At 67.5% G+C, this 25417-nt stretch carries 17 protein-coding genes; 13 read left to right on the top strand and 4 right to left on the bottom strand.

Features of this window, described 5'->3' with window-relative positions:
• Window positions 1–50: 50 nt before the first annotated feature.
• From AC3FOF_RS24330 to AC3FOF_RS24280, 11 genes are all read left to right on the top strand, one after another.
• Window positions 51–1163 carry an ATP-binding protein gene (locus tag AC3FOF_RS24330; protein WP_488728020.1) on the top strand — a complete coding sequence of 371 codons (1113 nt, stop codon included), beginning with the start codon at window positions 51–53 and terminating at the stop codon, window positions 1161–1163.
• A gap of 10 nt (window positions 1164–1173) precedes the next feature.
• Window positions 1174–3702 carry a DUF5682 family protein gene (locus AC3FOF_RS24325; protein ID WP_488728019.1) on the top strand — a complete coding sequence of 843 codons (2529 nt, stop codon included), beginning with the start codon at window positions 1174–1176 and terminating at the stop codon, window positions 3700–3702.
• Window positions 3699–4859: a VWA domain-containing protein gene (locus AC3FOF_RS24320; protein WP_488728018.1), complete on the top strand. Its 1161-nt coding sequence runs from the start codon at window positions 3699–3701 to the stop codon at window positions 4857–4859. Before AC3FOF_RS24325 ends, AC3FOF_RS24320 begins: the two co-directional genes overlap by 4 nt.
• Before the next feature lie 61 nt (window positions 4860–4920).
• Window positions 4921–7137 (top strand): SWIM zinc finger family protein, encoded by a 2217-nt coding sequence (locus AC3FOF_RS24315; RefSeq protein WP_488728017.1) that lies wholly within the window; start codon window positions 4921–4923, stop codon window positions 7135–7137.
• Between the two features lie 650 nt (window positions 7138–7787).
• Window positions 7788–8168: a hypothetical protein gene (locus tag AC3FOF_RS24310; RefSeq protein WP_488728016.1), complete on the top strand. Its 381-nt coding sequence runs from the start codon at window positions 7788–7790 to the stop codon at window positions 8166–8168.
• 335 nt (window positions 8169–8503) lie between these two features.
• Window positions 8504–9523, top strand: coding sequence for a helix-turn-helix transcriptional regulator (locus tag AC3FOF_RS24305; protein WP_488728015.1), 1020 nt, complete (start codon window positions 8504–8506; stop codon window positions 9521–9523).
• Window positions 9524–10081: 558 nt separating this feature from the next.
• Window positions 10082–11410 (top strand): FliC/FljB family flagellin, encoded by a 1329-nt coding sequence (locus tag AC3FOF_RS24300; RefSeq protein ID WP_488728014.1) that lies wholly within the window; start codon window positions 10082–10084, stop codon window positions 11408–11410.
• Between the two features lie 466 nt (window positions 11411–11876).
• Window positions 11877–12344 carry a hypothetical protein gene (locus AC3FOF_RS24295; RefSeq protein ID WP_035816590.1) on the top strand — a complete coding sequence of 156 codons (468 nt, stop codon included), beginning with the start codon at window positions 11877–11879 and terminating at the stop codon, window positions 12342–12344.
• A gap of 193 nt (window positions 12345–12537) precedes the next feature.
• Window positions 12538–13800, top strand: a complete 1263-nt coding sequence (locus tag AC3FOF_RS24290) for a TolC family protein (protein WP_488728043.1) — start codon at window positions 12538–12540, stop codon at window positions 13798–13800.
• Window positions 13801–13802: 2 nt separating this feature from the next.
• Window positions 13803–14963: an efflux RND transporter periplasmic adaptor subunit gene (locus tag AC3FOF_RS24285; RefSeq protein WP_017230115.1), complete on the top strand. Its 1161-nt coding sequence runs from the start codon at window positions 13803–13805 to the stop codon at window positions 14961–14963.
• Between the two features lie 6 nt (window positions 14964–14969).
• Window positions 14970–18089 carry an efflux RND transporter permease subunit gene (locus tag AC3FOF_RS24280; protein WP_488728013.1) on the top strand — a complete coding sequence of 1040 codons (3120 nt, stop codon included), beginning with the start codon at window positions 14970–14972 and terminating at the stop codon, window positions 18087–18089.
• Between the two features lie 112 nt (window positions 18090–18201).
• Here AC3FOF_RS24280 and AC3FOF_RS24275 read toward each other — a convergent pair whose 3' ends face one another.
• Window positions 18202–18732, bottom strand: coding sequence for an isochorismatase family protein (locus AC3FOF_RS24275; RefSeq protein ID WP_017230113.1), 531 nt, complete (start codon window positions 18730–18732; stop codon window positions 18202–18204).
• Window positions 18733–18923: 191 nt separating this feature from the next.
• The gene (locus AC3FOF_RS24270; RefSeq protein WP_017230112.1) at window positions 18924–19865 is read right to left on the bottom strand and encodes a LysR family transcriptional regulator; all 942 of its coding nucleotides are present in this window, start codon (window positions 19863–19865) and stop codon (window positions 18924–18926) included.
• Window positions 19866–20060: 195 nt separating this feature from the next.
• Here AC3FOF_RS24270 and AC3FOF_RS24265 point away from each other — a divergent pair, with 195 nt between their 5' ends.
• The gene (locus AC3FOF_RS24265) at window positions 20061–21215 is read left to right on the top strand and encodes an MFS transporter (protein ID WP_488728042.1); all 1155 of its coding nucleotides are present in this window, start codon (window positions 20061–20063) and stop codon (window positions 21213–21215) included.
• Window positions 21216–21246: 31 nt separating this feature from the next.
• Here AC3FOF_RS24265 and AC3FOF_RS24260 read toward each other — a convergent pair whose 3' ends face one another.
• On the bottom strand, window positions 21247–22743 hold the full coding sequence (locus tag AC3FOF_RS24260; RefSeq protein ID WP_488728012.1) for a M81 family metallopeptidase: 1497 nt from the start codon (window positions 22741–22743) through the stop codon (window positions 21247–21249).
• A 65-nt stretch (window positions 22744–22808) separates the two neighbouring features.
• Window positions 22809–24119 (bottom strand): MFS transporter, encoded by a 1311-nt coding sequence (locus AC3FOF_RS24255; protein WP_276266771.1) that lies wholly within the window; start codon window positions 24117–24119, stop codon window positions 22809–22811.
• 266 nt (window positions 24120–24385) lie between these two features.
• On the opposite strand from AC3FOF_RS24255, the gene AC3FOF_RS24250 reads away from it, so the two are divergent.
• The gene (locus tag AC3FOF_RS24250; protein ID WP_017230109.1) at window positions 24386–25297 is read left to right on the top strand and encodes a LysR family transcriptional regulator; all 912 of its coding nucleotides are present in this window, start codon (window positions 24386–24388) and stop codon (window positions 25295–25297) included.
• Window positions 25298–25417 lie beyond the last annotated feature (120 nt).

Here is a 25417-nt window from a genome sequence, read left to right as displayed (position 1 = left end):
ATACCGTCCCACCTCCCGAGTCTCGCTGCTCGCATCAACGGAAGACCACCATGGTTGACAAGACCGGCCCCGCGCTCCAGCGGCCGCCCGCCGAACTGCTCTACGCCGATGAACTCGCGCGCCTGGCCGCGGCCGACGACACCCCGCGCCCGCCCGGCTGGGCGCTGTCGCTGACCGCCGCGCGGCGCTTCATACTGGGCGACGCAGGGCAGGACATCGCCGCCAAGCTGGTGGCGCCCGCTGCCATGATCGAGCGGGCCCTGGTCACGCTTGCCACCGGGCGCGGGCTGATGCTGGTGGGCGAGCCCGGCACCGCCAAGTCCTTGCTGTCGGAGCTGCTGGCGGCGGCGGTCAGCGGCACCTCCACGCTGACCATCCAGGGGGGAGCCTCCGTCACCGAGGACCAGATCAAATACGGCTGGAACTACGCGCTGCTGATCAACGAAGGCCCGAGCCAGCGCGCGCTGGTGCCGGCGCCGCTCTACGTGGGCATGCAGCAGGGCCGCATCGTGCGCTTCGAGGAGATCACCCGCACCCCGCTGGAGGTGCAGGATTGCCTGCTGGCGATGCTGTCGGACCGGGTGATGGCGGTGCCGGAGCTGGGAGGCGAGGCCGGCATGCTCTACGCCCGCGAAGGCTTCAACATTATCGCCACCGCCAACACGCGCGACCGCGGCGTCAACGAGATGAGCGCCGCGCTCAAGCGCCGCTTCGATTTCGAGACGGTATTCCCGATCCTGGATTTCCAGCGCGAACTGGCGCTGGTGGAGGAAGCCTCGGCGCGGCTGCTGGCCCGCAGCGGCATTCCCCGGCGGGTGCCGGAGCCGGTGCTGGAGCTGCTGGTCACCACCTTCCGCGACCTGCGCGGGCAGGGCACGCAGCCGCGCCGCGGCGGCGAGGCCGAGGGCGGCACCGAGCGCATGAGCGCGGTCATGTCCACCGCCGAGGCCGTCAACGTGGCGCACGCGGTGGGCGTGCGCGCCTGGTTCCTGGAGCAGCGCGACGGCAGCCCCGCCGACCTGGTCGACTGCATCGGCGGCACCGTGGTCAAGGACAACGCCGACGACCGTGCCAAGCTGCGCCGCTATTTCGAGCAGAAAGTGTCGCGGCGGGCCGGCACGCACTGGCAGGCCTACTTCGCCGCGCGCGACCGGCTGCCTTGATGCCGCACGCATGCCCAAGCCGATGACAGCGCCGGACACCATGCTGCCGGCGCCGCCGCATGCCGAGCCGTACGTGATCGGCGTGCGCCACCACAGCCCCGCCTGCGCGCGGCTGGTGGCCGAGCGCATCGAGGCGCTGCGGCCCCGCTTCGTGCTGATCGAAGGGCCGGCGGATTTCAACGGGAGGCTGGACGAGCTGCGCCTGCCGCACCGGCTGCCGGTGGCGATCTTCAGCTATTTGTCCGCGCCGCGCGCGCAGCGTGGCTCGTGGACGCCGTTCTGCGAGTACTCGCCGGAATGGGTGGCGCTGCAGGGCGCCGCGAAGGCCGGTGCGCAGGCTTGCTTTATCGACCTGCCGGCCTGGCACGACGCGCTGTCCGATCTCAGCAACCGCTATGCCGACGCGGACGACCATCACCATGCCGAGCGCGCCGCCGCCTACGAGGCGGCACTGTGCGAGGCACTCGCCATCGATGGCCGGGATGCGCTGTGGGAGCACCTGTTCGAGGGCGGGATGCCGCTGCCGGCATTGGCCGAAGCGCTGGATACGCACTTCAGCCAGCTGCGCGGCGACGACCCCGGCTCGGTCGCCAACGCCGAGCGCGAGACCATGATGGCGCGCTGGATCGCCTGGGCCATGGGCCAGGCCCGGGGTGCGCCGGTGCTGGTGGTGTGCGGCGGCTACCACGCGCCGGCACTGCGGGCGCTGTGGCGCGGGCACGCCGATGCGGCGGGCGGCGAACCGCCCGCGGTGCCGATGCCGGAGGTGGATGCGGAGGATGCGGCGGACGAGGCGGCAGCGGAGGACGCGCTGCCGGTGCGCTGCGGCAGCTACCTGGTGCCCTACACCAGCAAGCGTCTCGACGCCTTCGCTGGCTATGCCTCGGGCATGCCTTCGCCGATGTACCAGTCATGGGTGTGGCGGCACGGCAGCGCCGAGGCCGGCAAGCTGGCGCTGGCTCAGACCCTGCATCGCCTGCGCGAGAAGAAACTGCCCGCGTCCACCGCCGATCTGAAGGCGCTGCATAGCCATGCCCACGGCCTGGCGCTGCTGCGCGGGCATGCGCAGCCCTTGCGCTGCGACTGGCTGGACGCCAGCGCCGCCACCCTGATCAAGGACGCGCTCGACGCGCCGCTGCCCTGGACCTATCGCGGCCCGCTGCTACGCGGAACCGATCCGGTGCTGGTCGAGCTGATGGACGTGCTGGCCGGCGACCAGGTGGGCCTGCTCGCCGCCGGCACGCCGCAGCCGCCGCTGGTGGCGTCCGTCGAGGCCGAGCTGGCGGCGCATGGCATCGTGCTGGAGCCAGGCCGTCCGCTGCAGCTCAGGCTGGACCTGCTGCAAGCTGCCGACCGCCAGCGCAGCCGCGTGCTGCACCGGCTGCGCATCCTGGCGCTGCCCGGCGTCAGCCGCGAGCGGGGCGCGCCGCTAGCACTATCCGGCGAGCGCGAGGAGCACTGGCGCCTGCTCGGTTCGCTGGAGCAGCGCGCCGCGCTGATCGAGGCCGGCGCCTATGGCGCCACGCTGCACGATGCCGCCCGCACCCGGCTGGAAGAGGGCCTGCGCGGCGCAGCCGGCAAGCTGGCGGCGCTGGCGGTGCTGCTTAACGATGCGGCCTTCGCCGGGCTGCCGGAAGCCGGCGCCGCCTCGCTCGCAGAGCTGGGCGAGGCGGTGGCCGCGGCTTCGCGCTTCGAGGAACTGGGCGAGGCGCTGGCGCTGCTCCATGCCTTGCTTCGCCACGGCCAGATGCTCGGCATGGCCGGTGCGCCGGTGTTGCGCACGGCGGTGGCGGCGGCGGTGGAGCGGGCGCTGTGGCTGCTCGACTTGCCGGGGCAGGTGGCATCCGCCGAGCAGCAGGCGCACCTGATGACCTTCCGCGCGGTGCGCGACGTGGTGCGCGATGCGCGCAACGGCGCGTTCGACGAGAGCCCCGGGCACGGGCAGGCTGCGGGCCAGCCGCCCCTGCTCGATCCGCAGCGCGCCCTGGCCGTCTGGCGGCGCAAGGCGCGCGATCCGCGGGCCGCGCCCGCTAGCCGTGGCGCGGCGCTGGGCGCCCTGGCCAGCCTGGATGAGCCGGCGCATGGCGAGGCGGCTTTGCAGGACGCCGCCGGCGACAGCAGCAACGGCGCGCTGCGCCTGTTGGCGGGTTTGCCGCCGGCCAGCATCGGCGATGCGCTGGCCGGCCTGCTGGCGCTGGCGCGCGATGTGCTGGCCCACGCTGGCGCATTTGTCGGCGGGCTCGATGGCCTCTTGCAACAGCTTGACGACGAGGCCTTCGTGCAGGCGCTGCCAGCCATGCGCATGGCCTTTGCCTGGCTGCCGCCGGCCGAGCGCGGCGCGCTGGCGCGCCAGGTGCTGGCATTGCGCGGCGCCGAAGCCTACGGCGAGCGGGCGCTCACCGCGCCGCTGGGCGCGCACGACGCGGTGGACCTCGCCGCCGCGCGCCTGTTGGAGGCTGCCGTGGCGGCACGCCTGCGTTACTGGGGCGTGCCTGTCGGTACGCCTGCCGATCTCAATCCGGAATCCGCCGCGCCATGAGCCTGCACCTGCCCGATCCCCTGCAACGCTGGCGCCTGCTGCTGGGCGAGGCTGCCCAGCCCGCGCTGGGCGAACTCGATGCCGATGCCGCCGCGGCCGATGCCGCGCTCGACTGGCTCTACGGCCGCGACCCGGAGCTTGCACAGCGCGGCGAGCGCCGCGGCGGCGGCGGCGCGTCGCAATTGAACACGCCGGACTGGATCAACGAGATTCACCGCCTGTTCCCGCGCGAGGTGATCGAGCGGCTGGAGCAGGATGCGGTGGAGCGCTACGGCATCGACGAAGTGGTGACCAACCTCGAAGTACTGGAGCGCATCGAGCCGTCCGCGGCGCTGCTGCGCGCGGTGCTGCACACCAAGCACCTGATGAATCCCGAGGTGCTGGCCGCGGCGCGCAAGCTGGTGGCGGAGGTAGTGCGGCGCATCATGGAGAAGCTCGCCACCGAAGTGCGCCAGGCCTTCTCCGGCACGCGCGACCGGCGCCGCCGCTCGCGCGTGCGCATCGCCCGCAATTTCGATTTTCGCCGCACGCTGCGCGAGAACCTGCACCGCTGGGATCCGCAGCGCGGCAAGCTGTTCGTCGAGGCGCCGGCCTTCTTCAGCCGCGTGCGCAGCCACGCCGAGAAATGGGACATCATCCTGCTGGTCGACCAGAGCGGCTCGATGGTGGATTCGGTGATCCATGCCGCGGTGATGGCCGCCTGCCTGTGGCACCTGCCGGGCATGCGCACGCGGCTGGTGGCGTTCGATACCGCGGTGGTGGATCTTACCGCCGACGTGGCCGACCCGGTGGAGCTGCTGATGCGCGTGCAGCTCGGCGGCGGCACCGATATCGCGCGTGCCGTGGCCTATGCCCAGGGGCAGATATCGTCCCCGTCGCGCAGCATCGTGGTGCTGATCAGCGACTTTTACGAGGGCGGCAGCGAGTACGAACTGGTGCGCCGGGTCAAGGCGCTGGTCGGCGCGGGCGCGACCGTGCTTGGACTGGCGGCGCTGGATGCGCGCGCCGAGCCGGTGTACAACCGCGCGCTGGCGGCGCGCCTGGTGCGCGAAGGCGCTCACGTGGCGGCGATGACGCCCGGCGAGCTGGCGGCCTGGCTGGCCGAGAAGGTGGCCGGCAAGGCGGGCGGGCAGGTGCCCGGGGGGCTGGCCGCATGAAGACGATGCCGCGGGCGTGCGCAGGAAAGAACATGTCGAAGAACGTATCGAGGGACGCGTCATGAAGGCGGATCGCGCCGACCTGCTTGAATTGACGCCCGAGGCGCTGGTTGCGCTGGCCAACGCCGGCTTCGTCAAGCGCGCGCAGAAGGAGATGGCCGAAGGCAAGGCCCCCGCGCTCGCGCAGGATGCCGACGGCACCTTGCACGCCACCTATGCCGATGGCACCCGGACCAGCCTTGCCGCGGGCCGCTCGCTGCGCGATGCGGCCTGCAGCTGTATCGCCTCGGGCCTGTGCCGCCACCGCATCCTGCTGGTGCTGGCCTACCAGCAGTCTTGTCGCGATGGCGCCGGTGCCGCTCAGCCGGCGCACGATACCGCCGCCGTTGCGGGCGAGGGCGCGCGCGCCGGCCTGGACGAAAGCACCAGCGACAGCCCGGGTGGCAACGCGGACCGCCAGCCGGCCCCGAGCAGCGACACCGTTGCCGAGGCCGGGACGCCGGCAGGCGGCCCATGGTCGCCGGCGGACTTCGACGATGCGGCGCTGCAGGCGGCGCTGCGTCCGGCCACCCTGCGCCAGGCCGTGGAGCTGGCCCGCGCACGGCCGGTGGCGAAGCTGGCCGGCTGGCGCGCGCAGGCGCCAGCGCCCACCGCCCATCTGCCGATGTGCACGGTGCGGTTTTTCTCGCGCCACAGCCTTGGCCATGCCCGCTGCGATTGCCAGGAGGGCGGCGGCTGCGCCCACGTGGCGCTGGCGGTCTGGGCGTTCCGCGCGGCGGCTGCGCGCCAGCCCGGCCAGACCGATGCCACGGTGGAGATCGTGCCGCCGGAGCCGGACGGCATGGACGCCGCCGCACGCCTGGCCGATGCGCGGGTATTGCGTGCCCTGGCCGCAGCGGTGGATGCGCTGGCCGGACAACTATGGGCCGAGGGCTCCGCCCAGGCGCCGCTGGCGCTGGCCCCGCGCCTGGGGCTGGTGCGCAGCCTGGCCGCCGATCTCGGCGCGGCCTGGGTCAGCGCCGACGTCGACGCGCTGGCGGCGCAGCTGCGCGACCAGGACAACCGCAGCGCCCGCTACGATCCGCGCCGGCTGCTCGATGCGCTGGCGGGCCTGCAAGGCCGGCTGGCCGCCGCGCTATGGGCGGCCGACGCGGCCGACGGCACCGGCACCGCGCGCCAGCCCCAGCCGTTGTTGCCCGCGCGGCAGATCCTCGGCCTTGGCATCAAGGGCGAAGTTACGCTCGACCACCTGAAGCTGGTTTCCCTGGGCGCGGCGATGTGGGACGACGGCGGCCATCCCGGCGCCGCCTGCGGGGCCGCCATCGCCTTCGCGGATCCCGACACCATGGGCGTGGTCGCGCTGGAGCGCAGCTGGCCCAAGGCGGAGGCTGCCGCGCCTGCGGTGCCGCTCGCGCAGCGGCGCATCGTGGGCAACCCGCTGGGCAAGCTGGCCGCCAGCCAGGTGGTCACGCGTGCGGCGCGGCGTCGCGCCAACGGTTTGCTGGAGATCGGCAGCGGCACGCGCCAGACCAATGTGCTGCCGCTGTCGCCGCAGGCCTGGAACGACCTGCGGCCGCCGCTGGCCTTCGCCACGGTGGCGTCGTTGCGCCGCCACCTGGCGCAAGCCGCGCCGTCCTGCCTGTTGCCGCGCCAGGCCATCCAGCACCTGCACGTGCTGTCGGTGGCGGACGTCGCGCACTGGGGCTGGGACGCCGCGGCGCAGACCCTGCACGCCAGCCTGATGGACGCCGAAGGCCAGTGCTGCCTTTTGCGTTGCCGCCACAGCAGCGGCATGCCGGGTGCGGTGGATGCGCTGGCAGGGCTGTTGCGGTCCGCCGAGGCGGGCGGCGATCCTGTGCTGCGCGTGGCGGGTACCGTGCGCGTGCTCGGCGGCGCGCTGGAAATGGAGCCGCTGGCCGTGATGACGCAGGCTCGGGCCGTGGTGCTGGCGGCGCAAGCCGCCAACGCCACGACACTACCGGCTGGCATCGCGCCGCCTCCGGCTTCCCATGCGGCGCTGGCCAGCAACGCGCTGGCGTTGCTGGCGCAATGGCTGCGCGAGGGTTTGCGCAACCAGCGTCCGACGGCGGCCGAGCGAGCTCGCGAACTATCCGCCGCGCTGGCGCGTGCCGGGCTGGAAGGGACCGCGCAGCGCATGGAAGCCGCCCTTGCCGGGCTCGGCGGCGGGCCGGGCGCAAGCGTTGCGGCGGACTGGTGGCAACTGGTCTTGTGGCTGGCGGAGGTCGAGAGCGCGGCACTGCATCCGGTGCCGGGCTGAAAGGGGCATCGACAAGAAGAGGCCTGCGGCCTTCCGGGTCGGCAAGTCCCTGCCGCGTACTCGCCCGAAGCGCGCAAAGGCAGCCGAAATCAGCCGCCGCACGCCGCAGGCAAGCGGGGCTGGAAGGGTGCGATATCGCTTCCGGTTTGGCGTGTACCGGCGCCCGCCGCCACGCCGAAGGAGATCGTCAACCGGCTCAATGCCGAGATGGCCAAGGTGATCCGCTAGCCCGACTTTGCCCGGCGCATGCCGTCCTCAATGCGGATGTTTCATCACTTTTTGTAACAAAATCGATACAATCCCCCCATTTGTAGATGTTTTGTCACTCTCGCATTACAATGCATTAGTAAACATTACAAAATGTTACCGGGTGGGCCAGAATCCACCCGGCTACAGCCGTGCTTGTAGCAGCCATGCCGCACCCGGGTCAGGGGCAGGCAAGACCGCAAGTCACGGATCAGGAAATACGGTGGCAAGGCCGGAGACCGGTTACGCCGTCTTATGCGACAGGGACGTTGTTCAATCGTGAAAGCACCAGCGACCGGCCTCCAGCGGCCGTATGGCCTCCATGGCAGGGGCTTCTTTCAGGGTTTCGGGCCGTATGTCTCGCCTCGCTTTGCGGGGCAGCCAACCGTGCCGAGGCGGGCCCTTTGCCAACCAGCCGCCGGAAGCGGACGAAAGCCCTGGCGGATCGGCCGTGCCGGCGTTGCATCGGCGCGCCGGCTGCCTTTCCGGCTCGCCAGACCCTGGCTTTCGAGAGTGCTCTCGTATCGCCCGAGATGAATGTGCGCATCAACCTTGCCGATGGCATCGAAACCATGCTGGCAAGGGAGCGCTATGTACTATGGCTGGCCGGTTCCGGGGCCGATGCATTGATAGAATTTTTCTTTCTCTATCTCATCCATTTTTTCAAGCAATTCCTCTTTTTTCTGCGAAACCAGGTAACGGACCGTTTCCGAAAAAGAGAGTCCCATGTACCCGGAGATTCTCTCCAGGTCCCTCTTGGCCGGGATCGGCAGGAGACAGCTTAGTCTCTCATATTCCCCTCCCGGGCCTATTCGCGAGATACGGTACTTCCTTTGTCTTTCGGAATTTGAGAGCGACATGATGGTGTCCAGTGTTGAAACTGCCGTTGACAGCCATCAATGCTGCCCTGCCGGGAGTATCGACCGGATTGCATGACAAGCAGGATCTCTCGAAAAAGTAACTGCGTCGCAATGATATTTTTTTCGTGAAATAGATGATGAACCGCGCGAGCAAGGACGGCCGTCACAGTGCAAGCAATGCGGCCCCGCGGCTTGGTGCTTCTCTGCATGATCGAGATTCCGCGATGCATGCTCAAAGGACTACGGTAACCAATCCCGCCGTGCTCGCCGAACTGCTGCGGCCGGTCTGCGGCAATGTTGCCATCGGACCCGGGGCCGGCGGGCGCATCGACGTCAGCATTGATTCGATCGTGGTCGGCGGCGCGGCGACGCATCAGATCCGGACCGTCACGGGCGCCGCATTTCGTTTCGAGGACAAGATAGACGGATACGTCTTCGTCATGCTTCACGAGGGAGAGATCCGGGCCGGGACCGGGCGATCGGAACGAATCTGGCGGGCCCCTTCCTGTGCCATCCTGAATCCGGAAGACATTGGCAACGGACAATGGCATGCAGGCAGCTACGAATTGCTGACGATCGGCGGGCACGATGTGAGGCGGCGGCTCTCGTCTCTGCTGGGTGCGCCGGTGGCGTACCCGGTGGTGTTCGGGGCGGATGCATCGCCGACTTCCGAGGGGGCCATGATGGCGCTTTCGGTGATGCGGTTCATGCGTTCTCTCCCCGGTGCCGGCGTGCTGCCGTCGATGGCGATGGCCACCGCCGGGAGCGTACGCGACGTTGCCGTGGGGGTATTCCTCGAGATGTTCCGCCACAACTACACCGAGCGGGTGCAATGCAAGGCGCCGGGACCGTTGCCCCGCCATATCAGGTCGGCCATCGAATTCATCCATGACCATGCGCAGGAGAGCATCTGCGTCGAGGAGATCGCCAGCGCGGCACATGCCAGCGTGCGCACGCTGCAAACCGGATTTGCGTCGTTCAGGGGCGTGACGCCCATGGCGTACTTGAAGCAGGTCCGGCTGGAAGGCGCGCGCGATGAACTCATCCGTGCCGGCAATGCGACGATTGCCGAAGTGGCGGCGCGATGGCGTTTTACTCACCTCGGCTTGTTTGCCAAGGCGTATCGCGATGCATTCGGCGAGCTGCCCTCGGAAACACGCCGGTTTTCCCGCGCCAAGGCGGGCATGGACGGTGTCCTGCCGCCGTGCGATAGCGATGCCGGGCGCGGGCACGCAGTGCGAGCTTGCGCCGGGCCGGCAACGTATCCCGGAAATCCCTGACACTGCGAAGTTGGCTGGATGCGCGCTGGCGCGCATCGTCCCCGGTGGCGCCTTTGGTGCCGGGCGGAGCGAGGATGGCGCGCTTGGGCTGCTGCCGGAAGACCTTTGCGATCTCCGGATTCCTGTCGGCTTCACCATGCTCTTCCAACACGGCCCCGTTCCATCGGGCGCCTGCTGCGGCAGCATTCCGGCATAAAAAGCCCCCCTCTTGGTAGAGGGGGGTGAAGTCGATGTTTAGTGACGCCAATACCAATAGAAATCTAGCTTCACTGCTTCTAGTTTGTAGGCAAGGCGACGCCTCAGTCAAGGCTGGCATCCGTTACTGCGTAACGTTAAAGTAAATCGATAATGCAATCGATATAGGTGGTCACGGAGATTCGTAATTTGATTGGCCTGGTTCATCAGATTCAAGATTTTTTTTGGAATCTGGCTATAAATTTAAGTTTGATCACTCCGATAACCTGGGAAGCGTTGGCATTGTTCGTGCGGCAAGACGAGTCGCTAACGTTTCGGATACTTCCGTGTTCAAAAACCTAGTAAGAAAATAGGAGTTTCACCATGTCAATGACCATCAATACCAATACGCTGTCCCTGATGACTCAGAACAACCTGAGCTCGTCGCAATCGTCGCTGAACACGGCGATCCAGCGCCTGTCCTCGGGCCTGCGTATCAACAGCGCCAAGGACGACGCAGCCGGCCAGGCCATCGCCAACCGCTTCACCGCCAACATCAACGGCCTGAGCCAGGCTCAGCGCAACGCTAACGACGGCATCTCGCTGGCGCAGACCACCGAAGGCGCGCTGAACGAAGTCAACAACAACCTGCAGGCCATCCGTACCCTGGCCGTGCAAGCCGCAACGGGCAGCAACTCGTCAAGCGACCTGAAATCGATCCAGGACGAAATCACCCAGCGCCTGGCTGAAATCGACCGTACCTCGCAACAGACCGACTTCAACGGCGTCAAGGTGCTGTCGTCTGCGGCAACCCCGCTGAACGTGCAGGTTGGCGCGCAAGACGGCCAGACCATCTCGATCAGCCTGCAGGAAATCAGCTCGAAGACCCTGGGCATGACCGGCTTCACGGTCGCCAAGAACGCCTTGAGCACCAGCTCCGCCATCACCACGGTGGCCGCTTCCACCGGCGCCGCACCGGTTGCCGTCAACCTGACCTCGGCCGCCAACGCGCTGTCCGCCGTCGTCGGCTCGACCGTCAGCACCAGCTCCCTGACGCTGAACAACGTGCTGGATACCGCCGGCAACGCCACCAGCAACTACGTGGTCAAGTACGGCAACGACAACTACGCCGCTTCGGTCGACGCCGCCACCGGCAACGTCACCCTGAACAAGGTGCAAGTGAAGATCGGCGATGCCGCCAACGGCAACACCGGCAACACGGTGGCTGGCCAGCTGGTCAAGGTCGGTGCCGACACCAGCGGCGCTGCGGTCGCTTTCATCACCCAAGGCGGCAACAACTACGCGCTGTCCGCCGGTACGCAGGCTGGCGCCCAGGCCAACGGCGGCTCGACGACCACGTCGGTCACGGACGCCACCCAAATCGAGCTGAGCACCGCCGGCACCGCCACCGCAACGGCCCAGTTCACCGGCTCGGGCAGCACCAACCCGCTGGCCCTGATCGACAAGGCACTGTCCACGGTCGACAAGCTGCGCAGCTCGCTGGGTGCGGTTCAGAACCGCTTCAACTCGGCCATCTCGAACCTGGGTTCGGCTGTGACCAACCTGTCGGCTTCGCGCTCGCGGATCCAGGACGCTGACTACGCGACCGAAGTGTCGAACATGTCGCGCGCCCAGATCCTGCAACAAGCTGGTACCTCTGTGCTGGCCCAGGCCAACCAGTCGAACCAGGGCGTGCTGTCGCTGCTGCGTTAATCGCTGCAGCAGATCCTGTAGCAAATGCCTCACCCCAGGCATGACCGGTCGTCCATGCCGGTCACGCCGGGTGCGAAGAGGCATGTCGCTTCGATGCATGGACCGGCCTACGGCCGGCCCATGCATTCGCTTTTGTGCGATCGCTGATGATCGTTACCTTGCCCCGCGGATAGGGCAGGCCCGCGCCCAAGATGCCGGGCACGGCGTCGCCAGCGAGGCGGCGCGAGACAAACTCCGAATCCGCATTCCTCTCGACGCTGGCTCAGCCAACGCATCCGTACCGGGCCCGGCGCGGCCAGCCATGCTCTGGCGCATCCAGTTTTTGTTACTCGCCGCAGGAACGCACCGCGCCCTTGCCGGTCTATGATTTACATTCGCGTTACAATGTTGTGGTGCATCATCGGCGATGGGCGGACGGTTTCCCGCTAGCCGAGCCGTTTGGCGCATCCTAGCCGCGCCCCTTTTCATGCGATCCCTGTTGCTCTTGCTGACCGTGTTGTGCCTGTCTCTGCTGTCCTTCGGGGCCGCTGCGAACGCGCACGCCGGTATGCCGGGCGCCGTGGTGGATCCTGTTCGCGCCGAATCTGTCCGCGCCGAACTACTGGCGCCGGAATCGGCGTTCTCCCGCACGCTCGACGAACTGGATGGCAGCGCCGAACCGGCACGCGTGTTCGCCCCGGGCGACGATGGCCTGGCCGGTGAAGCGATGGCCGAAGAGGTGGCAGGGGAAGATCCTCCCGGCTATTGCGAAATCTGGTCCGCGGACCTGCTCGATCCGCTCGACCTGCTTGACGAGATCGAAGAATCCAGCGCGCTCTTCGCGCTGCCGACGGTACGTGTCTCGCTGCCCCCCAGCGAGATCGCGCATCAGCTCCCCCCACGCCCGGAGCCCTTGCCCGCGGCGTTCTTCAAGCCCCCCATTTCCCTGGCCTGACAGCCCTGGCAACCCCGGTGCGCCCATGCGCGCCCGGGCTGCATTCCCATTGCCTGGGCGCCTGGGCCCGATCGCGTCCGCGATCGCTGGCTGACCGTTGGCGTGCGCTTGTCTGCGCGCGCCGGCGGCGGGCGCGCAGCCGTTTCGCCTGCCCCCTTTTGTCATGCAGATCAAACAGATCACTATGTTTTCCATGGTGGCGTTGCTGTCGCTTGGAGCCTTGCCGGCTCTGGCGGCGGAGACGTTCACCTTGCCGCAACTGCTGTCCCTCTCGCAGTCCACCAACAAGGGCGTCGAGGCGGCCCAGGCAGGCGTCGATGCCGCCAGTGCCGCCGTGACCAGCGCGCGCGCCTATCCCAATCCGCAGGTGGAGGTGATGTATGGCCGCCTGTCGCCGCGCACCGCCGGCGTGGCCGGCGGCGCGGCGCCGACCATGGCGATTACCCAGAAGCTGGACTACCCGCAGCAGCGCAGATTGCGCACGGAGATCGCCGGGCGCAGCCTGGAGGCCACCGAAGCCGGTCGCCAGGCTTTCCGCGCGGACCTGGCGGCGCGGGTCAAGACCTCGTATTTCGACGTCCTGCGGCGCGAGACGGAACTGGCAGCGGCCAAGGAGGACCTGGCCATGATGCGGCAGATCCATGACCGCGCCCGCCTGCGGGTGGAGGTTGGCGAAGCGCCGCGCTACGAGTTGATCAAGGCCGAGACCGAACTGCTCGGCGCACAGAAGACGCTGCAGAGCGCCCAGTTGCGGGTCAACCAGGTCAAGGCGGCGTTGCGCCAGCAGGTAGGCGGTGCCTTGCCCGTGGCCTATTCGCTCGCCGGCAGCCTGAACCAGCAGACGGCGCTGCCGGCCCTGCCGGTGCTGCGCGACACGCTGGCCGGCGTCAACGCTGAACTGGCCCAGCGCCGCCTGGAAGCCGACCGCGCCAGCCTGGCGGTGGATTACCAGCGTTCGCTGCGGCTGCCCGAACTGGCGGTGCGCGCCAGCGCCGAGCGCCAGCCGGACAACACCGTCTCGCAGGTGGGCCTGGTCCTGACCATTCCGCTGTGGGACCGCCGCGCCGGCCCGGTGGGCGAAGCCGCCGCGCAGGCCATCCAGGCCCGCACCGCGCTGGAGGCCCGCGAGTTCGAGCTGATGCAGGAGCTGGAGACGGCCTACCGGCAGTACGAGATCACCCAGTCCCAGGTGAGCGCGCTGGAAGGCGGCATCGTGCGCCAGGCCGAGTCCGCGCTGGCGGTGGCGGAGTCGGCCTACCGCTTCGGCGAGCGCGGCATCCTGGATTACCTCGATGCCCAGCGCGTGCTGCGCGGCGCGCGCAGCGACCTGATCGCGGCCCAGTACGAACTGCAGGCCGCCACCATCCAGATTGAGAAGCTGCTGTCGAATGTGCCCGGGCAGCCCGTGGCACCCACGGCCCCTTCGGCTCCTTCGGCACCTACGGAATCCAAATAAGCATGCGTCCCCATTTCCTGTTTTCCCTGACGGCAACCGCAGCCCTGGTGTTTTCCCTGGCCGGCTGCTCGGACGAACCCGCGCCCGTGGCCGAAGCGCCCAGGCAGCCGCCCGGCATCGTCAAGCCGGAAGGCGCCTTGCAGCAATCGCTGAAGGTCGCGCCGGTCAGCGCCAGCCCCTTCAGCGAAGTGCTGCGGGTGGCCGGGCGTATCGATTTCGATGAACAGCGGGTGGCGCGCATCGGCGCCAGCGTGACCGGCCGCGTGACCGATCTTTACGGCATCCTGGGCCAGGAGGTCAAAGCAGGCCAGGTGCTCGCCCGCCTGCATAGCAGCGAGCTGGGCGCGGCGCAGATGGCCTTCCTCAAGGCCGAGGCCCAGACCGAGCTGCAGGCCCGCAACGCCGAGCGGGCCCGCCAGCTGTTCGCTGCCGATGTGATCGGCCGCGGCGAGCTGCAGCGGCGCGAGAGCGAGCTGGCGATCTCGTCTGCCGAGATGCGCGCCTATCGCGACCAGTTGCGCGTGCTTGGCATGTCGGCCGGCGCAGTGGCGCAACTGGCCAAGAGCGGCAGCATCGATTCCTACTCGCCGGTGTTCTCCAGCATCAGCGGCACCGTGGTGGAGCGCAACGTGGCGCAAGGCCAGGTGGTGCAGCCCGCGGACGCGCTCTATACCGTGGCCGACCTGTCGCGCGTCTGGGTGATCGCCGAAGTGCCCGAGCAACAGGCCGCGCTGGTGGCCGAGGGCCAGAGCGTGGACATCGAGGTGCCGTCGCTTGGCAACGGCGCGGGCCTGAAGCAGATCACCGGCAAGCTTATCTACGTAGGCCGCACCGTGAATCCGCAATCGCGCACGGTGCTGGTCCGCACCGAGCTGGAAAACCGGGAAGGGCGCCTGAAGCCGGCCATGCTGGCCAGCATGCTGATCGCCAGCGCGCCCACCGAGCAACTGGTGATCCCGGAATCCGCCATCGTGCGCGACGGCAACGACGAGCTGGTGTATGTGGAGCAGGCCGGCGGCCTGTACCGTCTGGCCAAGGTCAGGCTGGGCGCAGAGAGCGACGGCATGCGCGTGGTGCAAAGCGGCGTGAAGGCGGGCGACCGCATCGTGGTGCAGGGCGCTTTCCATCTCGACAACGAGCGCAAACGCCTGGAACAGGGGTAACCGGACATGATGAAATCCCTTGTGGAAGCCGCTATCAAGCAGCGGCTGGTGGTGTGCGTGCTGGCCGTGGTGCTGTTCTTCTTCGGCCTGCGCGCGGCTACCAAACTGTCGGTGGATGCCTTTCCCGACGTGACCAATGTGCAGGTGCAGATCGCCACCGACGCCACCGGCCGCTCGCCCGAAGAGGTGGAGCGCTTTGTCACCGTGCCGGTGGAAATGGCGATGACCGGACTGCCGGGCCTGGAAGAGATGCGTTCGCTGAACAAAGCGGGCCTGTCGCTGATCACCCTGGTGTTTACCGATGCGACGGATGTCTACTTCGCCCGGCAACTGGTGATGGAGCGCCTGATCGAGGTGGCCGGCCGCATGCCCGAGGGCGTGACGCCGGTGCTGGGTCCGGTTTCCACCGGCCTGGGCGAGGTCTACCAGTACACACTGGACCGCGCCGACGACGGCAACCGCGCGCTGACCACCGAGGAGTTGTCCGAGCGGCGCATCGCGCAGGACTGGGTGGTGCGCCCGCTGTTGCGCTCGATCCCCGGCGTGGCGGAAATCAACTCGCAGGGCGGCTTCGTCAAGCAGTACCAGGTGCTGGTCAACCCGGACCGCATGCGGCATCACCAGATCACGCTGCAGCAGGTCTACCAGTCGCTGGCGCGCAACAACGCCAACTCCGGCGGCGGCGTGCTGCCGCACTATGCCGAGCAGTACCTGATCCGCGGCGTGGGCCTGGCCCGTGGCGTGGACGATATCGGCAGCATCGTGCTCAAGGAGATCTCTGGCACGCCGGTCTACCTGCGCGATGTGGCCGACGTGACCATCGGCCACGAGGTACGGCAGGGCGCGCTGGTCAAGAACGGCGAGACCGAATCGGTGGGCGGCATCGTGATGATGATGCGCGGCGGCAATGCCAAGGAAGTGGTGAGCCGCGTCAAGGCTCGGGTGGCCGAGATCAACGAGCGCGGCATGCTGCCGGGCAAGCTGCAGATCGTGCCGTACTACGACCGCAGCGAGCTGGTGGATTCTGCCCTGTGGACGGTGACCAAGGTGCTGCTCGAGGGGGTGGTGCTGGTGGTAATCGTGCTGTTCCTGTTCCTGGGGGATGTGCGCTCGTCGGTCATCGTGCTGGCCACGCTGGTGCTGACGCCGTTGCTGACCTTCATGGTAATGAACCAGGTGGGCTTGTCGGCCAACCTGATGTCGCTGGGGGGGCTTGCCATCGCCATCGGCCTGATGGTCGACGGGTCGGTGGTGGTGGTGGAGAATGCCTTCGAGCGGCTGGGGCATCGCGATCATTCAGGCATGAGCAAGACCGAGATCCTGGTCAAGGCCGTGCAGGAAGTGGCCACGCCGGTGATCGTTGGCGTGGGCATCATCATCCTGGTGTTCCTGCCGCTGATGACGCTGACCGGCATGGAAGGCAAGATGTTCGCGCCGCTGGCCTTCACCATATCCATCGCGCTGGCGATCTCGCTGTTCCTGTCGCTGACGCTGTCGCCGGTGCTGTCGTCCTACCTGCTCAAGGGCGGCGCCGAGCACGACACGCGGATGATCGCCTTCATGAAGCGGCATTACCTGCGCATGCTGTACTGGGCGCTCGGCAATAGCCGCAAGACCGTGATCGGCGCGGTGGGGGCGTTCCTGGCCACCCTGGCCATCGTGCCGCTGCTAGGCACGTCCTTCATCCCCGAGATGAAGGAAGGCTCGATCGTGCCGGCGCTGGACCGCGTACCGAATATCTCGCTGGAGGAGTCGGTCAAGCTGGAGATGGAAGCCAACAAGCTGGTGCTGTCGGTGCCGGGAGTGAAGTCGGTAGTGTCCGGCGTGGGCCGCGGCGAAAGCCCGGCGGACCCGCAAGGCCAGAACGAATCGACGCCCATCGCCAGCCTGAAGGACCGCGACGAGTGGCCCGACGGCTGGACCCAGGACGATATCGCCAGCGCCATCCGCGAGAAGCTCAAGGCCATCCCCGGCGTGCAGATCGTGATGGCGCAGCCGATCTCGGACCGTGTCGACGAGATGGTCAGCGGTGTGCGTTCGGACGTGGCGGTGAAGGTGTTCGGCGACGACCTCGACAAGCTGCGCGAGCTGGCTGGAGAGATCGCGCGCGTGGCGGGCGGCATCCAGGGCTCGCAGGATATCCGCATCGAACGGATCTCCGGGCAACAGTACCTGTCGATCGAGATCGACCGGCAAGCCATCGCCCGCTACGGGCTGAACGTCTCCGACATCCACGACATCATCGAGATCGCCATCGGCGGCAAGCGCGCCACGGATATTTTCGAAGGCGAGCGCCGCTTTGCCGCCGCCGTGCGTCTGCCCGAGGACTTCCGCGACAACGTGCAGGCCATCCGCCAGCTGCTGGTGGCCACGCCCAACGGCGCCCAGGTGCCGCTGCAAAGCGTGGCCAGGATCGAGGTCACCGACGGTCCCGCGCAGATCAGTCGCGAAATGGCCAAGCGCCGCGTAGTGGTGATGATCAACGTCAAGGACCGCGACCTTGGCGGCTTCGTCGCCGAGCTGCAGCAGGCGGCCGGCAGCAAGGTCAAGCTGCCGGAAGGCTACTACCTGGAGTGGGGCGGCCAGTTCCAGAACATGGAACGCGCCATGGGCCACCTGAAGATCATCGTGCCGGTGACCATCGCCGCGATCTTCTTCCTGCTGTTCCTGCTGTTCAACTCCGTGCGTTTTGCCACGCTGATCATCACCGTGCTGCCGTTTGCTTCCATCGGCGGCATCATCGGGCTGTTCATCACCGGCGAGTACCTGTCGGTGCCGGCCTCGGTGGGCTTTATCGCGCTGTGGGGCATGGCGGTGCTCAACGGGGTGGTGCTGGTGTCGTATATCCGCACGCTGCGGGACTCCGGCCTGTCGCTGGACGAAGCGGTGGTGCAGGGCGCTACCCAGCGTTTCCGTCCGGTAATGATGACGGCGACCATCGCCATGCTGGGGCTGGTGCCGTTCCTGTTCTCCACCGGTCCGGGATCGGAAGTGCAGCGTCCGCTGGCGGTGGTGGTGATCGGCGGGCTGATCACCTCGACCTTGCTGACGCTGGTGATGGTGCCGACGCTGTACCGCTGGTTTGACAACCGGAAGCCGGATCCGAGCAGGGATGTGCCGGTGTAAAGCCGGACATAACCTGGAAGGAGCCTGAAGCAAGGCGGCGCCCCACGCAGTTCCGGTGGGGCGCTTTTTTCTCACATGGGGCGCTGCGCCGCGACGCGCCGCTTCACGAACGTTACTTCACCAAGCCGAGCACTTCGCGGAACCGTTCATGCCGGCTCGTGCGCAGCCATTCGAAGGCAATCATCTCGACAGTGGCTGCAGTGGCCCCGTCCCGCCGCATCCTGTCGACGGCCGCCTCGTAGCTGGCGCGCTTGCGCGAGCCTATCGCATCCAGCACGACGGTGACTTTCAGGCCGTGGTCCAGCAGCCCGGCGACGGTCTGGAGAACGCAGACGTGGGCTTCGCAGCCGGCTACCACCACATGCTTTCGCCCGGCAGGGAGCGCGTCGGGCAAACCGTCCCGGCATGCATCGAAGTGGTCCTTTGCCACGGTCCGGTCGCACAGCCTTTTGATCTCATCGAGATTTTCGCCGAGGCTGCCGGGGCTTTGCTCGGTGCCGACTATGGGCACGCCCAGGACGCGCGCGATGTTGGCAAGACGTATGGCCTCCTTTACGACGCGATCGCCATCGTGTATTGCCGGCATCAGGCGAGCCTGGAAATCCACCAGCACCAGAGTAGATTCAGCGGCATTGTGCAGCATGCTCGTCTCCATTGGTTTTTCGGTTTTCGGCAATTTTGGTTGCTCCGGCGCGCCAGGCTGGGCGTCGCTTTGGATCCCCCGCCCCGATGGTACTTCAGGCAGGTCGGCCATGACCGGAGCGCCGGGCCGCCGCGCGAACAGCATTTTCCATGCGGCGCGTTGCGCGCGATCGCGCTGCGGACAGGCAGCGCCTAGAAGCCAGGGATGATGATATCGCCGAGCAGTTCCCCGGTTTCGCGGCGGAAGCGCTCTATCAGGAAATCGAGGAGCACGCGTACGCGGGGCACCATGAATCTGGTGCCGTGAAATACGGCGTGGACCCCGGCCTCGCTCGGGCTCAGACCGGGCAGCAGGATTTTCAGCGCCCCGGCGCGGACGTCCGCGGCGGCATCCCAGATGGTCTTGCGCGCTATGCCGCGGCCCGCCAGCACCCAGGCCCGGGCCTGCGCCCCGTCATTGGTTTCCCATGCCTGGTCCATCGGCACCGTGTGGCTGCAGGGCTGCTCGTCCATGACGAACTGGAACTCGTTCAACGGGCCTGCCGCGGTGACCAGTACGATGAACTGGTGATTGGCCAGGTCCGCTGGCGTCCTGGGTTCGCCGTGCCGGGCGAGATAGTCGGGCGATGCGCACAGCACGCGCCGGTTGGGCGCCAGGCGCCGAGCGATCAGCGTACCGTCGCTCGGCACGCCAAAGCGAATCGCCAGGTCGATATCGTCCTGCAGCAGGTTCGACAGCGAGTCCGATAACGACAGCGCAATCTTCAGGTCCGGATACAGGCCGAGGAATTCATCGAGCCACTGGCTCAGCAGGTTCCGGCCGAAATCCGACGACGCCGAAATCCGCAGCTTGCCGCGCACCGTGTTCCGACCTGCCTGGAGCGCAGCTTCCGCATCGTCGACGGCGCGCAGGGCGATCCGGCAATGCTGCAGGTACAGGCGGCCCTCGTCAGTCAAGCGCAACTGGCGCGTGGTGCGATCGAACAGCCTTGCGTGCAACGCCGCCTCCAGCTTGAAAAGCCGTGCGCTTGCCGCGGCGGGGGAGACACCGAGCCTGCGCCCAGCCGCGGACAGGCTGCCTAGTGCCGCTGCTTCTGCAAACAGGCGCATGTCGCCGAGTCGATCCGTGGCCATTTTTCACGTGGATTTGAAAATCATTCCAATGGTAAGCCAATTATCGCCGGCGCCGCTCGCCACTACGCTGACGCATTGCAAACCAAACGAAGGATCCACGATGAAAGGCAGACAGCAATGAGTGATAACACTCTCCAGGCGGTGAGTGCGGCATCCTCGGGGGGCGCCCGCCCGTCCACCGCTGGCCACCTTCCCATGGGGGCCTTGCTGGCCCTGACCATGGCCAGTTTTATCGCGACCGCCAATGAAACCGTACCGGCCGGCCTGCTCCCGCAGATCGCGCATGGCTTTGGTGTTTCAGAGGCGTGGGCAGGTCAACTCGTGACACTTTGCGCACTGGGCTCCGGCCTGGCGGCGATCCCGTTGACCATCGCCTTGCGTGGCTGGCGCCGGCGTCGCGTGCTGTTGCTGGCGGCGGGCGGCTTCTTCGTCTGCAATGCCGTGACCGCCGCGTCTCCCTATTTCGCGTTGACGCTGGCGGCGCGCTTCATGGTGGGCATCGCTACCGGGCTGGCCTGGAGCCTGCTGGCAAGCTACGCCAGGCGCATGGTGGCGGGCCCGCAGCAAGGGCGGGCCCTCGCGGTGGCAATGGTCGGCATACCGCTGGCCTTGTCGCTGGGCGTGCCGCTGAGCGCCTGGGCCGGCGCACTGGCCGGGTGGCGCAGCATCTTCGGCATCCTGTCCGGGCTGACTTTGGTGCTGATGGCGTGGGTGTTCCTGAGGGTGCCCGACTTCCCCGGGGAGACGGCCGGCCGGCGCCAGCCGATGCGCGAGGTCCTGGCAACGCCGGGTGTGTGCCCGGTGCTGTTCGTGATCCTGGCCTGGATCCTTGCCCATTACATCCTCTATACCTATATCTCGCCGTTCCTGGCTTTGGCCGGCCTGGCCGGTCGCGTGGACCTGGTGCTGCTGATCTTCGGTATCGCGGCCATCCTGGGCATCTGGCTCACTGGCCTGCTGGTGGATCGCTGGCTGCGTGCGCTGGTGCTGATCAGCCTTGGGGTATTCGCCCTGGTCTCGCTGGCGCTGGGTATCGGCGGCACCTCGCCCGCGGTGGTGTATGTCGGCGTCGCGGCCTGGGGGCTGAGCTTCGGCGGCGCGCCGACGCTGCTGCAGACTGCCCTGGCCGACGCCGCCGGCGACGGTGCCGAGGTCGCACAGTCGATGCTGGTGACCGTCTTCAACCTCGCCTTTGCCGGCAGCGGCGTGATCGGCGGCGTGCTGCTGGAGACCGCGGGCGCCGCGGTCTTCCCCTGGGTGTTGCTGGCGTTGCTACTGGCCGGCCTGGCTGCCACCTGGCGAGCCAGGCGGCATGGCTTCCGGCCTGGCCGGCGTATATCGATGCAGTGAAAACCTTCCCGTGGACAACGCGGCGCGGCGCCTAGCCGTGCTTGAAAGGCTGGCCGAGCGGGCGCGTGCGGATGCCCTCGGCTAGCCGGCTCCACGGCAGGTCCGCCGAATCCGCGAGCATCGGGCCGGGGGCCTTGGCGACCAGGACCTGCTCCGCGATCGGCTCGAAGTCGGCGCGGAAATGCACCGAACTCTTTACCACCAGGATTTTCATCGCCTCGGGCTCGACGCCGCCAACCCGGAACAGATTGCGGTCGAGCATCTGCACCTTCATCGCGCACACCACCACGCGGATGCCGCCGATCCGCAGGCAGGCAACGGCACCGAGATCCACCGGCATGCCGTGCATCATCGGGCCGTCGAAGCGGGTCTTGCCGTCCGACAGGCTTTCCACCAGGAAGTCGCCGATAAAGGGGGCGTCTCCGGGCACGCCGGATTGGCCACCGAGGCTGAGCCTGATACGGCTGCCCGCGCCGGCGCGTACGGCTTCGGCCACGGCGGCGGGATCGTAGAACAGGCCGATGGCCGCGTCCTGCACGCCGGCGTCGACCAGGGCGCGCAGCATGCCGGTGGTGTTGGCATCGCCGCCGGCACCGGGGTTGTCTTGCGTATCGGCGATCACCACCGGGCGCGTCGCATGCCTGGCGAGCTGCTGCGCGATGCGTACCGCTGCCTCGGGAGCATGGAAGGTGACCGACCATTCGGCTTCCGCTGTCATCACTGCCAGGTACAGCGTCTCGACGGCCCGCTCCACCGCGTCCGCATCCGTGCCGTAGCCCCAAAGCACCGGCCCGCATTCCGGAAAGTCCGCAGCCGGGAAGCCCGGCGCGAATGACAGGGAGCTGACGCCTTCGCGCCGCTCCAGCTCCGCCAGCATGGCGTAGATGCGTCCGGCTGGCTCGAGCAGCGTGCACATGCCGTTGATCGGGATCAGGAAGGGCAGCCGGCGCACGCTGCGGTGCCAGCCGGCTTGCGCGCCGATGCGCTCGCGCAGCAGCGCCGCGGCCAGCGCGCCGGTAGCCGCCATATCGATGTGCGGATAGGTGCGGAAGGCCACGAGGGCGTCGGCGGATGCCAGCATGCGTTCGGTGACGTTGGCGTGCAGGTCCAGGCTGGCCACGATGGGCACCTGTGAGCCCACCTGACGGCGCAGGCGGCTCAGCAGTTCGCCTTCGCCGTCGTCGGCATGCTCGGCCACCATGGCGCCGTGCAGGTCCAGGTAGATGGCATCGTAGCGGGCCGCGCCGGCGGCCTCGACGATTTCGCCGGCAATGCGCTCGTACGCGGCCTGGGTGACATGCGCGGACGGACTGGCACCGGCCCATATCACTGGCTCGATGGTGTGCGCCTGCGCCAGTGCCGCGTCGATAAAGCCCCCGGCGGGAATATTGACCTCGCGCAGCGCGAGCATGGCCTGGCCGCGCGCCATGGCGGGAAAGCTCTCGCCGCGCACGAAGTTCTCGTAGTCGGCCTTGGAGGGGGCAAAGGTATTGGTCTCGTGCTGAAACCCGGCCACCAGGATATGCATCGGTAATTGTCCGTTGGATGAGGAAATGATGGCCGGAGCAGGCGCCGGCCGGTGTCGGAAGCGCTTCAGGCGCGGACGGCCGCCGTGCCAGGCCGCCGGTTGACCACCAGCAGCAGGGCGCCGGCCACGAGCAGGGCTGCGATCGCATACAGGCCGGCGCTGAGCGAGCCGGTAGCCTCTTTGGCCCAGCCGATGATGGCGGGGCTGAGGAAGCCGCCCAGCAGGCCGATGCTATTGATCAGTGCGATGCCGCCGGCTGCCGCCTCGCCTTTCAGGTACTCGGACGGCATCGCCCAGAACACCGTATAGGCAGCCCACATCATGCCGGTGGCGAGCGTGATGCTCGTCAACGACAAGGCGAAATTGCCGGGCGCGCTGGTGGCCACGCACAGGCCGACGCCGGCGAGCAAGGCCGGCACCATGGTGTGCCAGCGCCGCTCGCGCCGGCGGTCGGAGCTGCGGGCGAAGGCGAGCATGCAGGCAATGGCGGCGATATAGGGGATGGTCGAGTAGAAGCCGATCTGCATGGTATCGACCACCCCGGCGTTCTTCAGCAGGGTGGGCAGCCAGAAGCTGACCGCGTAGATGCCGCAGATCAGGCAGAAATACGTGGCGGCCATGCCGTAGACCTTGCTGTCCTTCAGCACGTCGCGGAAGGCGTGTTTCTGCTGCGCAGAGCGCTGGGCGAGATCGGCATGCAGCAGCGCTTTTTCCGCCGCGCTGAGCCAGCGGGCGTCGCCGGGCCGGTCGTCCATGATCTTGTAGGCAAGGGCGCCCAGCAGCAGGCAAGGCAAGCCCTCGATCAGGAACATCCATTGCCATCCGTCCAGCCCGTGCGCGCCCGAGAAGGCCGTCATGATCCAGGTGGACATCGGTCCGCCGACGATGCCGCCGATGGGCCCGGCGCACATCACCAGCGCCATCACCCCCGCCATGCGCGACTGGGAGTACCAGTAGGTCAGGTAGAAGATCATGCCCGGCGCGAAGCCGGCTTCGAACACGCCCAGCAGGAAACGCAGGGCATAGAAGCTCCACTCGCCCTGCACGAACAGCATGCAGGCCGACGTCGTGCCCCACAGCACCAGGATGCGGCTGATGGTCCGGCGCGCGCCAATACGCGCAAGCAGCAGGTTGCTGGGCACCTCGAACATCACGTAGCCGAGGAAGAAGATGCCGGCACCAAGGCCGTAGGCCGCGTCGCTGAGGCCGACGTCCTGCTGCATCTGCAGCTTGGCGAAACCGATATTGATGCGGTCGAGGTAAGCGAAGACGTAGCACAGCAGCAGGAAGGGCAGGATGCGCCAACTGATCTTGCGGTAAAGCGCTGCCAGCCGCGGATCCTGGCGCTGGTCGGGGGTTTTGTGGGCGACAGACATGCGGGTCTCCTCCTTATCGTTTGTTCTTATGTTTGTTGTCATGGATCGGCGCCAGTGGCCGTACCCGGCGCGCAATGGCCATTATTGTCATGGCCTGCGTTCGGGACAATGACCACGGTGGTAAATTATCGTTGCTCTACGGGCAACGCAGCAGTCGACGCTGCCGTTGGCGCAGCGGCCGCATGGGCGGTGGCGGCCGGGAGCGTGCCGGTGGGGATTGCGGAAGATCAGGCCGGGATCGGGGCAAGAAAAAGAGGGGAGCGTATATGCAGGAAATCAGCCAGTCGCGTCTGCGCTATTTTCATGAAGTGGTGGCCTGCGGCTCGATCCGCGGCGCCGCCGAGAAGCTGAACTCTGCGGCATCGGTGATCAGCCGGCAGATCCAGTTGCTGGAAAAGGAACTGGGCCTGCCCTTGTTCGAGCGCCGTGCGCGCGGGCTGGTGCCGACCGAAGCCGCCGACATGCTGCTGGAGTACCACCGTGGCTGCCGCGCGCAGCATGAGCACCTGAGCACGCGCCTGCAAGAGCTGCGCGGCATGCAGCGCGGCAACCTCCAGCTGGCCATCAGCGAGGGGTTTGTCGATGACCTCACGGCCCGCGTGATCGGGCCATTCTGTATCGACTACCCGCAACTGAACGTGGGCATCCAGGTACGCTCGGTCAACGAAGTGGTGGAAGCGGTCGCAACAGATTGCGCTCATATCGGGCTGGCCTACAGCCCGCCGGCGCACCCGGCCATCCGTTGCCGGTTCCGCAAGGTCCACCCGGTTTGCCTGCTGGTCGGCAGGGACCATCCGCTGGCTGGCCACGAAGGCCCGGTAACGCTGGCCGATGCGATGCGCTATCCGCTTGCGCTGATGACCGCGCCCTATGGCCTGCGGCAGATTATCGACGTGGTGGAGTTCACCGAGCGCATTCACCTGACGCCTGCACTGACCACCAATTCGCTGCAGGTGCTGAAGCAGTTTGTCCGCAGCGGCGCGGGCGTTACCTTTATGCCGGTGCTTGGCGCACGGCTCGAAATCGAACGGGGAGAACTGGCCGCGCTGCCGGTAGCGCATCCGGTGCTGCTGTCGCCAGAATGCCAGGCCATCGTGCGGCTGGGCCGGCCATTGCCGACAGCGGCAAACGAATTGCTCAGGCGCATCGGTGCCAGTTTGCCGGTCTTCGCCGATTGAGCGCGTGAGCGCTGCGGATGCATGAAAGGGAAAGAATGGGGGATCGGCGATCCCTGCGGCATCGATAAAAAAACGGCTTAGAGACCAAGCCTCTAAGCCGTTCTTTTTACTGCTTGTGTC

It is taken from the genome of Cupriavidus sp. 96C5-1, from assembly GCF_057798855.1.
The sequence above is the reverse complement of the archived record's forward strand: the minus strand, read 5'-3'. Positions and strand labels throughout refer to the sequence as shown.

Excerpts from the sequence above, each read along its gene's own strand:
- AC3FOF_RS24270 (WP_017230112.1), bottom strand. The coding sequence starts at position 19,865 with ATGGCCACGGATCGACTCGGCGACATGCGCCTGTTTGCAGAAGCAGCG.
- AC3FOF_RS24320 (WP_488728018.1), top strand. The coding sequence starts at position 3,699 with ATGAGCCTGCACCTGCCCGATCCCCTGCAACGCTGGCGCCTGCTGCTG.
- AC3FOF_RS24265 (WP_488728042.1), top strand. The coding sequence starts at position 20,061 with ATGGGGGCCTTGCTGGCCCTGACCATGGCCAGTTTTATCGCGACCGCC.
- AC3FOF_RS24275 (WP_017230113.1), bottom strand. The coding sequence starts at position 18,732 with ATGCTGCACAATGCCGCTGAATCTACTCTGGTGCTGGTGGATTTCCAG.
- AC3FOF_RS24285 (WP_017230115.1), top strand. The coding sequence starts at position 13,803 with ATGCGTCCCCATTTCCTGTTTTCCCTGACGGCAACCGCAGCCCTGGTG.
- AC3FOF_RS24325 (WP_488728019.1), top strand. The coding sequence starts at position 1,174 with ATGCCCAAGCCGATGACAGCGCCGGACACCATGCTGCCGGCGCCGCCG.
- AC3FOF_RS24290 (WP_488728043.1), top strand. The coding sequence starts at position 12,538 with ATGGTGGCGTTGCTGTCGCTTGGAGCCTTGCCGGCTCTGGCGGCGGAG.
- AC3FOF_RS24330 (WP_488728020.1), top strand. The coding sequence starts at position 51 with ATGGTTGACAAGACCGGCCCCGCGCTCCAGCGGCCGCCCGCCGAACTG.
- AC3FOF_RS24260 (WP_488728012.1), bottom strand. The coding sequence starts at position 22,743 with ATGCATATCCTGGTGGCCGGGTTTCAGCACGAGACCAATACCTTTGCC.
- AC3FOF_RS24280 (WP_488728013.1), top strand. The coding sequence starts at position 14,970 with ATGATGAAATCCCTTGTGGAAGCCGCTATCAAGCAGCGGCTGGTGGTG.
- AC3FOF_RS24255 (WP_276266771.1), bottom strand. The coding sequence starts at position 24,119 with ATGTCTGTCGCCCACAAAACCCCCGACCAGCGCCAGGATCCGCGGCTG.
- AC3FOF_RS24295 (WP_035816590.1), top strand. The coding sequence starts at position 11,877 with ATGCGATCCCTGTTGCTCTTGCTGACCGTGTTGTGCCTGTCTCTGCTG.
- AC3FOF_RS24250 (WP_017230109.1), top strand. The coding sequence starts at position 24,386 with ATGCAGGAAATCAGCCAGTCGCGTCTGCGCTATTTTCATGAAGTGGTG.
- AC3FOF_RS24300 (WP_488728014.1), top strand. The coding sequence starts at position 10,082 with ATGTCAATGACCATCAATACCAATACGCTGTCCCTGATGACTCAGAAC.
- AC3FOF_RS24315 (WP_488728017.1), top strand. The coding sequence starts at position 4,921 with ATGAAGGCGGATCGCGCCGACCTGCTTGAATTGACGCCCGAGGCGCTG.